12 protein-coding genes and 1 pseudogene are annotated in these 14999 nt (G+C 69.3%); 4 read left to right on the top strand and 9 right to left on the bottom strand.

From position 1 onward, the window contains the following. The first annotated feature begins 96 nt into the window (after positions 1–96). Positions 97–633, top strand: a complete 537-nt coding sequence (locus Psi02_RS09705) for a YfgM family protein (protein WP_203973124.1) — start codon at positions 97–99, stop codon at positions 631–633. Between the two features lie 110 nt (positions 634–743). On the opposite strand, the gene Psi02_RS09710 is transcribed toward Psi02_RS09705, so the two are convergent. From Psi02_RS09710 to Psi02_RS09740, 7 genes and pseudogenes are all read right to left on the bottom strand, one after another. Next, the gene (locus Psi02_RS09710) at positions 744–1940 is read right to left on the bottom strand and encodes a hypothetical protein (RefSeq protein WP_203973125.1); all 1197 of its coding nucleotides are present in this window, start codon (positions 1938–1940) and stop codon (positions 744–746) included. Between the two features lie 97 nt (positions 1941–2037). After that, positions 2038–4623 carry an ATP-dependent chaperone ClpB gene (gene clpB / locus Psi02_RS09715; protein ID WP_203973126.1) on the bottom strand — a complete coding sequence of 862 codons (2586 nt, stop codon included), beginning with the start codon at positions 4621–4623 and terminating at the stop codon, positions 2038–2040. Between the two features lie 88 nt (positions 4624–4711). Next, a pseudogene (locus Psi02_RS09720) lies at positions 4712–4999 on the bottom strand (heat shock protein transcriptional repressor HspR); the annotation flags it as partial. A 4-nt stretch (positions 5000–5003) separates the two neighbouring features. After that, the gene (gene dnaJ, locus Psi02_RS09725) at positions 5004–6191 is read right to left on the bottom strand and encodes a molecular chaperone DnaJ (RefSeq protein WP_203973127.1); all 1188 of its coding nucleotides are present in this window, start codon (positions 6189–6191) and stop codon (positions 5004–5006) included. A gap of 80 nt (positions 6192–6271) precedes the next feature. Continuing rightward, positions 6272–6931, bottom strand: a complete 660-nt coding sequence (grpE, locus tag Psi02_RS09730) for a nucleotide exchange factor GrpE (RefSeq protein WP_203973128.1) — start codon at positions 6929–6931, stop codon at positions 6272–6274. Further along, positions 6928–8793, bottom strand: coding sequence for a molecular chaperone DnaK (gene dnaK, locus Psi02_RS09735; RefSeq protein ID WP_203973129.1), 1866 nt, complete (start codon positions 8791–8793; stop codon positions 6928–6930). Before dnaK ends, grpE begins: the two co-directional genes overlap by 4 nt. 203 nt (positions 8794–8996) lie before the next feature. Continuing rightward, positions 8997–9425, bottom strand: a complete 429-nt coding sequence (locus Psi02_RS09740) for a hypothetical protein (RefSeq protein ID WP_203973130.1) — start codon at positions 9423–9425, stop codon at positions 8997–8999. A gap of 94 nt (positions 9426–9519) precedes the next feature. On the opposite strand from Psi02_RS09740, the gene Psi02_RS09745 reads away from it, so the two are divergent. Beyond that, positions 9520–10248, top strand: coding sequence for an ABC transporter ATP-binding protein (locus tag Psi02_RS09745; protein WP_239094760.1), 729 nt, complete (start codon positions 9520–9522; stop codon positions 10246–10248). Continuing rightward, complete coding sequence (locus Psi02_RS09750; protein ID WP_203973131.1) at positions 10245–10979, top strand: ABC transporter permease; 735 nt, start codon at positions 10245–10247, stop codon at positions 10977–10979. Before Psi02_RS09745 ends, Psi02_RS09750 begins: the two co-directional genes overlap by 4 nt. Before the next feature lie 177 nt (positions 10980–11156). Here the strand turns inward: Psi02_RS09750 and proC are convergent, their stop codons facing one another. Both proC and Psi02_RS09760 read right to left on the bottom strand, forming a co-directional pair. Further along, positions 11157–11951, bottom strand: coding sequence for a pyrroline-5-carboxylate reductase (gene proC, locus Psi02_RS09755; protein WP_203973132.1), 795 nt, complete (start codon positions 11949–11951; stop codon positions 11157–11159). Between the two features lie 45 nt (positions 11952–11996). Continuing rightward, complete coding sequence (locus Psi02_RS09760) at positions 11997–13220, bottom strand: MFS transporter (RefSeq protein ID WP_203973133.1); 1224 nt, start codon at positions 13218–13220, stop codon at positions 11997–11999. 388 nt (positions 13221–13608) lie between these two features. Here Psi02_RS09760 and Psi02_RS09765 point away from each other — a divergent pair, with 388 nt between their 5' ends. Next, the gene (locus tag Psi02_RS09765; RefSeq protein WP_203973134.1) at positions 13609–14997 is read left to right on the top strand and encodes an efflux RND transporter periplasmic adaptor subunit; all 1389 of its coding nucleotides are present in this window, start codon (positions 13609–13611) and stop codon (positions 14995–14997) included. Positions 14998–14999 lie beyond the last annotated feature (2 nt).

Raw genomic sequence — 14999 nt, forward strand, 5'->3', positions numbered from 1 at the left:
AGACACGATTCGTGTGCGAACGTGTACTAATCGTTGCTTCGTGAATGCCTGCCGTTGTCCCTGCAAAGACGGGCCGAGATCGGTAGCCTCGGCTCTGTGGCACATGTGACGCATGAGCAGCTGGATCGACTGCTCGAACAGGCGCTCCTGCTCGATGACCACGGTGCCCTCGCATCTCAACTCGATGCGCTGGCCCAGGGCTACGAGTCCGGCGAGGTGTCGAGGGCGGCGATTCTCGTGCTGGCCGCGGAGGAGTGGCGGCAGGCGGGTCAGCCCGTGACCGCTCTCGAGCGGTTCCAGAGCGCGGTCGACGACGGCGGCGAGGTGCTGATCGATCCCCGGTCGGGCATCGCCGACACGCTCTTCGAGCTAGAACGGTCCGACGAGGCGCGGGACGTCATCGCGGACATCAAGGCCGGGCCGTGGAATCCCGCCACGGCGCTCACCGTCGCCGAGACGCTGGTCGCGTACGGAGATCTGCAGGGCGCCCACGAGTGGGCGACCGAAGGGGTCGGCGCCTGCGCGTCGGGCTCCACCATGCGGGAGGTGCTGCTGCGCACCCGCTACCGCATCCGGGTCGACCTGGGACTGCCTGAGGACGATCTCGACGCGTTGCTCGACGTCACCCGCTGAGCCGGTGCGGGCTGAAGGACGGCGATGAAAAAGGGGCCGCGCGGCATACGGCCCCTTCCGTCCCGGCCGGTACGAAGTCGTACGGCCGGGATCGTCCTCAGTCCTTCTGCTCAGGGCAGGATCGTGCTGTCGGTCGCGTTGTTCGCGAGCCTGGTCACCGAGTGCGTGTCCGCGGCCTTGGCCAGAGCGGGAGCGGTGAGGTCGTTCGGTACGGCGCCGTTCGGGTGTGCCGGCGCCTTCGGGTGCACCACGCCGGTCCGTGTGTTGGCGCCTTCCGCGGACCGGGTCTTGGCGTCCGCGTTGTGGCTCCGGTGGCCCTGTGCACCACGTCCCTGATCAGCCTGCTTGGCCTTGGTTCCAGCGGCCTCCTGGGTGCCGGAGTTCGGGTGAGCCGGACGGCCTGGGCCGGCGGGCGTCACCGCGTTCTGTCCGCCGTGCTGCTTGTCCCCCGGCTGGACGACGGCCGACGGCACCTTGTGGTGGGGACGGCCGTGGGGATGAGCCGGAAGGAACTCGGCGCCCGAACGGGATGACGACTTGTCGTTCTTTCCACGTCCCGCCGCGGCCGAGTTCCGGCCCTTGGGGTTGTGCTCGTTCCCGGCCTTCGCCGCCGCCGGAGTGCACGCCTGGCGCATCACGCCCGGCCGTGCCGGAGCGATGGCCATGAGGGGAACCATGGGAACCGTCGTCGACGGCTGGGCCGCCTCAGCCGCGGAGGAGGCCCCCGTCGCGGCCTGCTTGGCCACGGACTGTGCCGCGTCCACCGCCGGAGCCGGGTTCGGCATCTCGGCGGGCACTGCCTTGGACACGGCCTGAGGCGCCATCTGCGCTCCCGCCGGAGCCGCCTTCTTGGCGTTCGGCAGCGCGGGCAGCACCGTCGACGCGTCGGGCGCGGGGGCCGGAAGCGTCCTCGGGCGGCCTGCGGCGGACTTGCCCGGGGCGCCCTGAGCACCCTGCGCCGCGCCGCCCTTGGCCGCGCCGCCCTTGGGTGCACCGCCCTTGGGTGTGTCGCCCTTGGGTATGCCGCCCTGCGCCGTGCCGCCCGTGGTCGTGGTGGCCGGCCGTCCGGGCATGGAGGGCAACCCGTGCGCGGCTGCGGCCCCGGCGGTGTCGGCGATGCTGAGCACTCCGCTCGGCGGAGTGAGAGTGTTCAGGTTCGCCGGCGAGTTCTGGTTATGCGGCTTGCAGGCGTCGGTCATGGTCGTGCCGTCCGCCATCGCGTGACCGGTCGCGAGCCAGCTCACCCCAGCGGTGACCGCCGCCAGAACGACGCACCGCCCCCGCATACTTCGTGATGTCCTGGACATCCACGTCCCCCTGGTTGCTTACGGTATTCCGACGAACGCCGAACGTAGCAGCGAGGGAAAACACGGGGGTCGGCTTGCCTCAATGGTGGCGAAGACCTTACCGAGCAGGCCGAATGCTTAGCGTGTCACCGGCTTCGTCAAGGTCGACGATTACCTCTTCCCCGTCGCGGATCTCGCCGGACAGCAGCTCCTTGGCGAGCTTGTCACCGATCGCCGACTGCACCAGCCGCCGGAGCGGACGGGCGCCGTACAGCGGGTCGTAGCCGGTGAGCGCCAGCCAGTCGCGTGCAGCGGGAGACACCGTGAGCGTCAGGCGGCGGTCGGCCAGCCTTCTGGCGAGCCGGGAGACCTGCAGGTCGACGATCTGCGAGAGCTCCTCCGTGCCGAGGGCGTCGAAGACGATGACGTCGTCGAGCCGGTTGAGGAACTCCGGCTTGAACGCCCCCCTCACCGCGTTCAGCACGGCCTCCCGCTTGGCGTCACTCTCCAGCTTCGGGTCGACCAGGAACTGCGAGCCGATGTTGGAGGTGAGGATGAGGATCGTGTTGCGGAAGTCGACCGTACGGCCCTGGCCGTCGGTGAGCCGGCCGTCGTCGAGCACCTGCAGCAGGATGTCGAAGACCTCGGGATGCGCCTTCTCCACCTCGTCGAGGAGCACCACGGTGTACGGCCGGCGGCGCACGGCCTCGGTGAGCTGGCCGCCCTCCTCGTAGCCGACGTAACCGGGAGGCGCTCCCACCAGCCGGGCCACGCTGTGCTTCTCGCTGTACTCGCTCATGTCGATGCGGGTCATGGCGCGCTCGTCGTCGAACAGGAACTCCGCGAGGGCCTTGGCCAGCTCGGTCTTGCCGACGCCCGTCGGGCCGAGGAACAGGAACGAGCCGGTGGGCCGGTCGGGGTCGGCGATGCCGGCTCGGGCCCGCCGTACCGCGTCGGAGACGGCCTGGACGGCCTGACGCTGGCCGATGAGGCGCCTGCCCAGCTCGTCCTCCATCCGGAGGAGCTTGGCCGTCTCGCCCTCCAGCAGCCGCCCGGCGGGGATGCCGGTCCAGGAGGAGATGACCTCGGCGATGTCGTCGGGGCCGACCTCTTCCTTGACCATCGGCTCGACCTCGGCCTCCTCCGCGGCCCGGGTGGCCTCGGCGAGGTCCTTCTCCAGCCGGGGCACGTCGCCGTACATCACGCGGGAGGCGGCCTCGAAGTCTCCGTCACGCTGAGCCCGCTCCGCGGCGCCGCGCGCCTCGTCGAGCTGCTTCTTCAGCTCGCCGACCCTGTTGAGCCCGGCCTTCTCGCGCTCCCAGCGCCCGACCAGGGCGCTCAGCTCCTCCTGGCGGTTGGCGAGCTCCTCGCGGAGCTTGTCCAGGCGCTGGCGGCTCGCCTCATCGGTCTCCTTGGCGAGCGCGAGCTCCTCCATCTTCAGGCGGTCGACGATGCGCTGGAGCTCGTCGATCTCCACGGGCCTGGAGTCGATCTCCATGCGGAGGCGGGACATCGACTCGTCGACCAGGTCGATGGCCTTGTCGGGGAGGAAACGGGCCGTGATGTACCGGTCGGACAGGGTCGCGGCGGCGACGAGCGCACTGTCGGAGATCTGCACCTTGTGGTGGGCCTCGTAGCGGCCCTTCAGCCCGCGCAGGATCGCGATCGTGTCCTCGACCGTCGGCTCGCCGACGTAGACCTGCTGGAAGCGGCGCTCCAGCGCGGGGTCCTTCTCGATGCGCTCGCGATACTCGTCGAGGGTGGTGGCGCCGATCATCCGCAGCTCGCCGCGGGCGAGCATGGGCTTGAGCATGTTACCCGCGTCCATCGCACCCTCGGCGGCCCCGGCGCCGACCATGGTGTGCAGTTCGTCGATGAACGTGACGATCTGGCCGTTGCTCTCCTTGATCTCGTTGAGCACGGCCTTGAGGCGTTCCTCGAACTCGCCGCGGTATTTCGCGCCCGCGACCATCGCGCCGAGGTCGAGGGCGACCAGGCGCTTGTTCTTGAGGCTCTCCGGCACGTCGCCGGCGATGATCCGCTGGGCCAGCCCCTCGACGACGGCGGTCTTGCCGACGCCGGGCTCGCCGATCAGCACGGGGTTGTTCTTGGTGCGGCGGGAGAGCACCTGGACCACTCGCCGGATCTCGGTGTCCCTCCCGATGACGGGATCGAGCTTGCCGGCGCGCGCCCGCTCCGTGAGGTCGACGCCGTACTTCTCGAGCGCCTGAAAGGTGTCCTCAGGCGTCTCGCTCGTCACCCGGGCGTGCCCGCGGACCTTCTCGAAGACGTCGAGAAGTGCGTTGGGGGTGGCGCCCTCCGCCTTGAGCAGGTCGGCCACCTGGCCGCCGTCCGCCGCGAGACCGACGAGCAGGTGCTCGGTCGAGACGTAGTCGTCCTCGAGCCGCTTGGCCCGCTGCGCGGCGGTGTTCAGCACGGTGAGCAGCTGCCGGGAGGTGGAAGGCGCGCTCACCGTGGAGCCCTGTGCCTTGGGAAGCCGGTCGAGCAGCTCCTCGGCCTGCGTCCGGAGCCGCTTCCAGTCCGCGCCGACCGCCTCCAGGAGCGGTACGGCGGTGCCCCCCGTCTGGGCCAGCAAAGTGGTGAAGAGGTGGGCGGGAGAGACCTCGGGGTTCCCCTCGGTGGCCGCCCGCCGGACCGCCCCGGACAGGGCTTCCTGGCTCTTCTGAGTCAGCTTGTAGTCCATATGTGTTCGATGCCCTCGCTTCGGAAGATCAGGCAGGAGGCAGTTCGTAGCGGATCAGAGCCCGCATCATGGCCAGCTCTCCCCGGAGCCGGGACACCTCGTCGCGCAGGCGCATGGTCTCGGTTTCGAGTTCGAGGATGCGCTTGATGCCGGCCAGGTTGATGCCGTCTTCCTGGGAGAGCCTCTGGACCTCGCGCAGCAGCACGATGTCCCTCGTGGAGTAGAGCCGTCCGCGCCCCGCCGAGCGGCCCGGGCTCACGAGCCCGAGCCGGTCGTACTGGCGCAGGGTCTGCGGATGCAACCCCGACAGCTGGGCGGCCACTGAGATCACATAGACCGGAGTGTCGTCGGACAGATTGAAGAAGTTCGCATCCATCGGCTCACTCGCTTCTGGACTGCTTGATCAACTCTTCACGGAGGTCGGCGCCCTCCGTCGCGTTCCGGAACTCCTCGAGCGCCGCGCGGGCCTTGTCGTCGAGGTCCTGCGGCACCGCCACCTGGACGGTGACCAGCAGGTCGCCCTTGGTGCCGTCCTTGCGGGCCGCTCCACGGCCGCGGACGCGGAACGTGCGGCCGTTGGGCGTGCCCTCCGGGATACGGAGAGTGACCGGCATGCCGCGAAGGGTCGGAACCTTGATCTCGGCTCCGAGCGCGGCCTCCGGGAAGGTGACGGGCACATTGATCGTGAGGTTCTCTCCGCTGCGCCCGAAGACGGCGTGCGGCTTCACGTGGACCTGCACGTAGAGGTCGCCCGCGGGGCCGCCGTTCTCGCCCGGCGCGCCCTTTCCCTTGAGCCGGATCCGCTGGGCGTCCCCGACGCCCGCGGGGATGCGGGCCTGGATGGTGCGGGTGCTCTTGCCGCGCCCGCTTCCCTCGCAGACCGGGCAGGGGTCGTCGACCAGAAGCCCCCGGCCGCGGCAGTCGCGGCAGGGCTCGGAGAAGGCGAAGTTGCCGAGGTTGCGGCTGGCCGCCCCGGTGCCCTCACACGTGGGGCACACCCGGGGGGTGGTGCCCGCCTTGGCTCCGGTTCCGCCGCACGCCGTGCAGGCCGACGAACTGGTCAGCCTGAGGGACACCGTCGTGCCGTCGACCGCCTCGCTGAAGGAGAGGGTGACCTCCGACTCGATGTCCTGGCCGCGGCGGGGGCGCTGCGTGGCCGTACGCGTGGCGCCGCCGCCACGGTTGAACAGGCCGCCGAACAGGTCGCCCAGCCGGTCGCCGGCGCCCGGCTGCTGGCCCTGACCGGAGCCGCTGCCGGAGAACAGGTCGCCGAAGTCGAAGTTGAAGCCGCCCCGCTGGCCGCCCGCGCCCGTGTAACCGCCGACGCCCGAGCCGAACAGGGTGCGGGCCTCGTCGTACTCCTTGCGCCGCTTGGTGTCGGACAGGACGTCGTAGGCCTCGGAGACCTCCTTGAACTTCTCCTCGGTCTGGGTGTCGCCCTGGTTGGCGTCGGGGTGGTATTTGCGGGCGAGCTTCCGGTAGGCCTTCTTGATGTCCTCGCCGGTCGCGCTCTTGGGCACACCAAGGACGGCGTAGTAGTCCTTCTCCAAGTAGTCCTTGGTGCTCATCTATCGCTTCCTTCGTACGAAAAGGGAAATCACTGGTCGCCTCTCCCGATCTTGCCCGATCGGGAGAGGCTTCCGGTTGTTCAGTTGTCGCCGGATTCGTCGGATCCGCCGTCGGCGTCGATCCGATCGTCCCCGCCGGTGAACTCCACCCGCTCCTCGTCCTCCGCGGGCTCGGCGACCGCCACCCGGGCGGGGCGCAGGATGCGCTCGCCGATCCGGTAGCCGGGCTGGAGGATCTCGATGCAGGTGGGCTCGGTCACATCGGGTGAATAGCTGTGCAGGAGGGCCTCGTGCACGGTCGGGTCGAACGCGTCGCCCTTCGCGCCGTAGGTGCTCAGGCCCAGCTTGCCGACGGCCGCCTCGAGCGACTCGCTCACCTTGGCGAAACCGCCGGTCAGCTCACCGTGGTCACGCGCCCGGCCGATGTCGTCGAGCACGGGCAGGAACTCTGACAGCACGCTGGCCACGGCGTGCTCCTTGACGGCGATCCGGTCGCGCTCGACCCGCTTGCGGTAGTTGCTGTACTCGGCCTGGAGACGCTGCAGGTCGGCCGTGCGCTCCGCGAGCAGGTCAGCCGCGGAGCCCTCGGCCGGGGCCTGTGACGTCCCCGTGCCGCCGGGAGCGGTGCCGTCCGCCGGCTCGCCGCCGGCGTTCTGACGGACCGTCCCGGTGTCAGGGTCGATCTTGCGATTGTCGCGGATCACCGGCTCCTCCTCGGAACCGTTCTCGCGCGGGGTCACTTGTTGCCGCCCTCCTGCTTCGGCTCGTCGTCGACGATCTCGGCCTCGACGACGTCGTCATCGGCCTTGGCCTGCTGCTCGGCTCCAGGGGCCGCCGCACCGGCGGCGTCACCCTGCGACTGGGCGTAGATCGCCGAGCCCATCTTCTGGCTGACCGTGGCCAGCTTCTCCGCGGAGTCGCGGATGACCGCCGTGTCGGTGCCCTCGAGGGCCTTCTTCAGCTCGGTGAGCGCCTCTTCGACCTCGGTCTTGACCTCGGCCGGGACCTTGTCCTCGTTCTCCCTGAGGAACTTCTCGGTCTGGTAGGCCAGCGAGTCGGCGTTGTTGCGGACCTCGGCCTCCTCGCGGCGCTGCTTGTCCTCCTCGGCGTAGGAGTCCGCCTCGCGCATCATGCGCTCGATGTCGTCCTTCGCCAGCGCGGAGCCGCCGGTGATGGTCATCGACTGCTCCTTACCGGTGCCGAGGTCCTTGGCGCCGACGTTGACGATGCCGTTCGCGTCGATGTCGAAGGTGACCTCGATCTGCGGGACGCCGCGCGGCGCCGGAGCGATGCCGGTCAGCTCGAACGTGGCCAGCCGCTTGTTGTAGGCCGCGATCTCACGCTCACCCTGGTAGACCTGGATCTGCACCGACGGCTGGTTGTCCTCGGCCGTGGTGAAGACCTCCGACCGCTTGGTCGGGATCGTGGTGTTGCGCTCGATGATCTTGGTGAAGATGCCGCCCTTGGTCTCGATGCCGAGGCTGAGCGGGGTCACGTCGAGCAGCAGGACGTCCTTGACCTCGCCCTTGAGCACGCCGGCCTGGAGCGCGGCGCCGATCGCCACGACCTCGTCCGGGTTGACGCCCTTGTTCGGCTCCTTGCCGCCGGTCAGCTCCTTGACCAGGTCGGACACGGCCGGCATACGGGTCGAGCCGCCGACGAGCACCACGTGGGCGATGTCCGCGACCTTGACTCCGGCGTCCTTGATGACCTGGTGGAACGGGCCCTTGCAGCGCTCGAGCAGGTCAGAGGTGATCCGCTGGAACTCCGAGCGGGTCAGCTTCTCCTCGAGGTGGAGCGGACCCTCGGCGGACGCCGTGATGTAGGGCAGGTTGATCGAGGTCTCGGTCTGGCTGGAGAGCTCGATCTTGGCCTTCTCCGCCGCCTCACGCAGGCGCTGGAGGGCCATCTTGTCCTTGGACAGGTCGACGCCGTGCGCGTTCTTGAACCGCGTCGCCAGCTCGTCGACGACGCGCTGGTCCCAGTCGTCGCCGCCCAGGTGGTTGTCACCGCTGGTCGCCTTGACCTCGACGAAGCCGTGGCCGTCCTCCTGGCCGACGTCGAGCAGGGACACGTCGAACGTGCCGCCGCCGAGGTCGAAGACCAGGATCGTCTGGTCCTTCTCCTTGTCGAGGCCGTAGGCCAGGGCAGCGGAGGTGGGCTCGTTGATGATGCGGAGCACGTTGAGGCCCGCGATCTGGCCGGCCTCCTTGGTGGCCTGCCGCTGGGCGTCGTTGAAGTACGCCGGGACGGTGATGACCGCGTCCGCGATCTTCTCGCCGAGGTAGGCCTCGGCGTCCTGCTTGAGCTTCTGGAGGATGAAGGCGCTGATCTGCTGCGGGGTGAACTTCTTGCCGTCGATCTCGACGGTCCAGTCGGTGCCCATCTCGCGCTTGACCGAGCGGATGGTCCGGTCGACGTTGGTCACGGCCTGCCGCTTGGCGACCTCGCCGACGAGGACCTCACCGTTCTTGGCGAAGGCGACCACGGACGGCGTGGTCCGCGAGCCCTGTGCATTGGCGATGACGGTGGGCTCACCGCCCTCGAGGATCGAGACGACGGAGTTGGTCGTCCCCAGGTCGATACCTACCGCACGTGCCATGAGTACGTCCTTGTAGTCAAAGTTGAGTTTGTTGGACTCAATAGTGAGTCAGCCGTCGAGGCTTTGTCAAACGTCTTGAGTCTAGGAGGCTCAACCCGGCCACGCGCGGAATTCTTCCCGATCCAGGCAAGGATTCATCAAGACCCCCACTGCCTGTACGGCGGGGCCGTACAGGCAGGTCGGAGGAGGTTTCGGGAACGGCGTCAGCGGGCGCCGTCGACCACCTTGCGGTCTCCGAGAGGGGCGGGGAGCCGGACCCGCGTCTGCTTCTGGATCGCGATCTCGATGCACATCGCGTCAGGCTGGCGCCGGTCGTGGCCTTCCCAGAGCGTGACCGTGACCGTGTCGGCGGTCTCCGCCACCTCGACCCGGTCGAGCACGTTGCACGGTTCGACGCCCGACCACCAGACGACGTTCAGCGCGGTGCCGTCGTCCGTGGGCTTCGCGCTGATCCAGGGGACCTTGCGCGGATTGATCGTGTTGCCCACGGGCGTGACCGTGGACGGCGAGGGCGTCGCACCGCCGGAGTTCGCGGGAACGCCGACCGGCTGTCCCGGCGAGGCCGACGACGACGGCGTCTCTCCGCAGGCCACCGCCATGAACACGAGTGCCACGAGCCAGAGCTTTCCCATACCCCGACAACGGATGAGCGGCCGCCCGCGTTCACCCGGAGGACCGACCTGCCCGGCTGTTGACGGTCGGCGGGTGAAGCCTTAATTTCAACGCATGATGAATTTATCGGAGCCCGCGATCGCCGTACGGGACCTGAGGGTCGAGCGCGGCGGCGTCGAGGTCCTGCACGGGCTCACCTTCGAGGTGCCGCGCGGCCAGGTGACAGGGCTGCTCGGCCCCAGCGGTTGCGGGAAGACCACGTTGATGCGCGCGATCGTGGGCGTGCAGATCGTGACCGGGGGAGAGGTCGCCGTGCTCGGCAGGCCCGCCGGTGACCCCTCCCTCAGGCGCATGATCGGCTACTCGACCCAGAACCCGGCCGTCTACCGGGACCTGTCGGTGGTGGAGAACCTCCGCTACTTCGCGGCCGTGCTGAACGCGCCGAAATCGGACGTGGACCGGGTTATCGAGGAGGTCGGCCTGTCCAGCGTCGCCGGCCAGCTCGGCGGAACACTCTCCGGCGGCCAGCTCAACCGGGCCAGCCTCGCCGTGGCGCTGCTCGGCTGCCCCGAACTCGTCGTGCTCGACGAGCCGACCGTCGGGCTCGACCCCGTCCTGCGCCAGGAGTTGTGGCGGCTGTTCCAGAGCCTGGCGGACCGCGGCGTGACACTCATCGTCTCCAGCCACGTGATGGACGAGGCCGCCCGGTGCCAGCGGCTCATCGTGATGCGCGAGGGGGAGATCCTCGCCGACGACACCCCACACGAGCTGCGCGAGCACACGCGCACGACGGATCTGGAAGAGGCGTTCCTGCGGCTCATCGAGGAGAGGACGGCGGCATGAACCTCGCGATCACCCTTGCCACGGCGCGGCGGATCCTGACCCAGCTGCGCCACGATCACCGCACGGTCGCGCTGATGGCGCTGGTGCCCACACTCGTGATCATCCTGCTCTACTACGTGATCGACGATCAGCGCTCCTTCGGCGCGTGGGCGCCGATCCTGCTGTGCGTCTTCCCCTTCCTCGTGATGTTCCTGGTCACCTCCATCGCCACCCTGAGGGAACGGACGTCCGGCACGCTGGAGCGGCTGATGGCCACGCCGCTGGGCAAGCTCGACCTGCTCCTCGGGTACGGCATCGCGTTCGGCCTGATGGCCTGCGCCCAGGTGGCCATCGCGCTGGCCGTCTCGCTGACGTGGCTCGGGTTCGACCTGGCCGGGCCGTTGTGGTCGCTGGTCGTGATCGCGCTGCTCAACGCCCTGCTGGGCACGGCGCTCGGGCTGTTCTGCAGCGCCTTCGCCCGCAGTGAGTTCCAGGCCGTGCAGTTCATGCCGGTGGTCATGATCCCCCAGCTCCTGCTCGGCGGGATCCTGGTCCCGCGCGACCAAATGGCCACCGTCCTGGAGTGGATCTCCAACGTCCTGCCGATGTCGTACGCCATCGAGGGGATGAAGGACGTCGTCATCGGCGGTGAGCTGGGTGGCGAGTTCTGGCGTGACGTGGCGGTCGTGGCGGGCTCGGCCCTGCTCGCCCTCGTCCTCGGCGCCGCCACTCTCCGCCGCCGAACCCCCTGACCCCCCAATTGGGCCGTGATCATGCGCAGGTTCGTGGCCGTACCGCATGACCTGCGCGAACGCCCGGCGTGATCATGCACAGATTCGCGCCCATGCCGTACGACAAGGGCATTCTCGGGTCGTGATCATGCACGAGGGGTCATGAGGCCCAGTCGGTCGCGAGAGCCGTACGAGATTTCAGCCGGAGGCGAGCTGGCGACTGCGGTCGCGAGCCGCCTCGATGGCGTCGAGGAACGCGGCGCGCACCTTGTGACGCTCAAGCTCGGCGATGGCGGCGATCGTCGTGCCTCCGGGAGAGGTCACCGCCTCGCGGAGGATCACCGGGTGCTCGCCGGAGTCGCGGAGCATGATCGCGGCGCCGACGATCGACTGGGTGACCATGTCGAGCGCGGCCGCGCGGGGCATGCCCAGCAGGATGCCGGCGTCGACCATGGCCTCCACCAGGTAGAAGAAGTACGCGGGGCCGCTGCCGGAAAGCGCGGTCGCGGCGTCCTGCTGCGACTCGGGAATCCGCAGCACCTTGCCGACCGGGGAGAGCAGGTCCTCGGCTCGCTTGAGGTGGGCCTCCGACGCGTGTTCACCGGCGGAGATGACGCTCATGGCCTCGTCGACCAGAACGGGCGTGTTGGACATGACCCTGACGACGGGCACCTCGCCGCCGAGCCTCGCCTCGACGAAGCCGGTCGTGACGCCCGCCGCCACCGAGATGATCAGGCTGCCTGCAGCGAGGTGGGGAGCGATCTCTGCGAGCAGGCTCGCCATGTCCTGCGGTTTGACCGCGAGGATGATGGTTTCGGCGCTCTTGGCCGCCTCGGCGTTGTCGGTCACCCGCACGCCGTACCGCTCGCGCAGGGCCTCGGCGCGTTCCGGGCGCCGGGCGGTCGCCGTGATCTCGTGCGGCCGGAGGCCGGCCCGCACCAGTCCGGACAGGAGGGCCTCGCCCATCTTGCCTGTTCCGAGAATCGCGATCATGGCATCGTCCTCACCGCTAGAACCCGGTTGGCAGCCTACCGACGCTCATGCCCTGCGAAGGTTCCGGATCGCGGGCACGCTCAGCAGGACGACGACGCCGGCGAGTCCCACGCCGAAACCGAACAGGAGCACGTGATCGGCTCCGACCCGTTCGGAGACGGGGCCGGAGAGCGCCTGGCCGATCGGCATGCTGAGGACCGAGCCCCCGACCTCGTAGGCCGTCACCCGGTTGAGGACGTCCGGGGCGACCTTGGTCTGGATGCTGGTGGCCCACATCACCGACCAGAAGGCCCATGCCGCCCCGCTGAGGGCGAACCCGGCCGCCATCACACCGGCGGGCATCCGGGTGGCGATGACCAGTGGCTCCAGGAAGAACGCGATCATCACGACCGCTCCGGTGGCAAGCGGCCGGGCCGGTCTGACGTACATCGCGACCATGCCGCCGAGGATGGTCCCCGCGCCGACGGCCGACATCATCCAGCCGTAGGCCGACCTGCCCAGATCTTCGGTGACCAGCGCCGCTCCGAGGGGCACGAGCGGGCCGAAGACCACCACGCCGTAGACGGCCCAGACGAGGATGACCGCCCACATCCATGTCCGGGAGCGGAACTCGTCCCAGCCCTCACGCAGGTTCCTGAGCATCGACGAGCCCGCGGCGATCGACGCCACCGGGCGGACGTTCAGCGACAGGATGCAGACGGCGCTCACCGCGAAGGTGCCGGCGTTGACGCCGTAGACGACGCCGGCGCCGCCGAAGACCACCAGAATTCCGGAAAGCGCGGGTCCGAACAGTTGGGCGATGGCGTCGGCGACCCGCAGGGTGGCGTTCGCCCGCTGCACATCTCGGGAGATCTGCGGCACCATGCTGGCCACGCCCGGCTGGAACATCGCGGCGGCGGCGCCGCTCAGCGCCGAGAGCACGATGAGCAGGACGAGTGAGGGCCTGCCGGTCAGGAAGCTGATCGCGATGACGGACTGCGTGACGACTCGCACCAGGTCGGCGCCGATCATCATGCGCCGGGCGGTGAACCGGTCGGCGAAGACTCCGCCGAACAGGATGAGGGTGCCCATGGGCGCCATCCACGCGGCGAGGACGAATCCGACACCGGTGGGCCCGTATCCGGCTCCCAGCACGCCCAGCGAGACGGCCACGGGCAACATCGCGTCGCCGAGGATGGAGATGGCCCGGCCGACGAAGTAGAGCGCGAAGTCCCTCGTCCACAAGGGGGGCCGCTGTTCTTTCTCGACAGCCTGTACGGCCTGCGCCACTTCGCCCCCTGATGTCCGATCCGCCGCGGACATCATGCCAGATTGGAAAGTTTCCTAATCAAAGGGTTTTCCCTGAGTGGTGATCACGCGGCGGCCGTTCGCGTGGCGAACCGATTGCGTGATCACGCGAGGTGTTCACGCTGTTCGTAGTGCGTGAAGCAGAATTTGCGCACGATCACGTCAAGCGTTCGCGCTGGTCGCGCTGGGTGAAACAGAATTTGCGCATGATCACGACCGGTGTTTTCCCTGGCGGGACGGCAAGATTCCGAAAGTGTGCATGATCACGGGCGGGGTTTGCGCTGGTCGGACGGCCTGATCACGAAGGTGTGCATGATCACGCGGGTGGTAAAAAGGGGGGGTTGTTGACCATCCGTTTACGATTGATCGAGTGACGCCACGTCGCGGAATTCCTCCGCTTCTCGCCGTTCTCCTGATCTCCGGGTGCTCGTCCCCGGACACCCCCGCGGTTCAGGTCGCACAGGTCACCCGCGCGCCGGTCAGCGAGGTCGTCGAGGCCCCCGCGACGGTCGGCGCGCGCGCGACGGCGGCGCTGACCACCCCCGCGTCCGGCACGATCTCCAAGCTCTACGTGCAGGACGGCGACACCGTCAAGAAGGGTCAGATCCTCGCGAGGATCAGCTCGCCGCAGGCGAAGGACCAGCTCGACCAGGCACGAAAGGCCGACAAGCAGGCCTCCCGGCCCGTCTCGGCGCGAGGCGTGTCCACGTCGGTACGGCTCCCGCCGCTGAAGGTGCCGGGAAGCCTCGACGCCCGGGTCGCGCGCGACTTCGCCAGAGCCAGGAAGGCGGCGGCGAAGGTCGAGGACCGGGCGATCAGAGCGCAACTCCTGGCCGCCATCGACGCGGCGCAGACCCAGCACAAGGCCCAGCGGCAGGCGCTCGACCAGGTGGTCAGCGGCCTCAACCGGTCGGTCGGCCAGGCGGTCGCGCAGGTGAGCGGCCAGCTCGGCGCGGGGCTCAGCGGCCTCACGGCGTCCATGTCGTCCCTTCAGGCGGCCTCGCGGTCGCAGACCAAGGCGGCGGTGAAGGCGGCCAGGCGAACCGTCGACGGGCTGGTCATCAAGGCGCCCTTCGGCGGAGTGATCACGCTGGGCGGCGCCTCCTCGGGAGGCGGCGCGGGGGACCTGAGCGGCCTCCTCGGGCAACTTCCCGCCGGTCTGGCCGGCCAGGCGGGCGCGGCCGCCCCCGCCTCGAGCGGACGCTCAGGCGGGGTCGTCGCGACCGGCGTCCCGGTGGCGGCGGGGGACACGATCGTGACGGTCACCGACGTCTCGGCGCTCGTCCTGTCCGCCGACGTGGATGAGACCGACGTCCTGCTGGTCCAGAAGGGGACGCCCGCGGAGGCCGAATTCGACGCGGTGACCGGCGGCACCTACACCGCCACGGTGACGGGTGTCGGGGTCACTCCGAAGGAGGGGACCACAGGCGGGGTCAGCTACCCCGTGCGCCTGCGACTCGGCGACGGCGTCTACGACGACCAGAGCCCCGCTCCGGCGCCCAAGCCCGGGATGAGCGCGGTGGTGCGTCTGACCGTACGGCAGGCTCCCGACGCGATAGCCGTACCGGCCTCGGCGATCGTGACGAGCGGCAGGGAGTCGATCGTCTGGGCGGTGCGCGGCGGCAAGGCCGAGCGCCGGGTCGTCAAGCTGGGGGCCCAGGGCGACGCCACCGTTCAGGTCGTCAGCGGGGTGGCGCCCGGCGAACAGGTGGTCGTCAAAGGCGCGGACACCGTCAGGCAGGCGCAGACCCTCCCATGACG

The sequence above is a fragment of the Planotetraspora silvatica genome (assembly GCF_016863315.1).
GTDB classification, from domain to species: domain Bacteria; phylum Actinomycetota; class Actinomycetes; order Streptosporangiales; family Streptosporangiaceae; genus Planotetraspora; species Planotetraspora silvatica.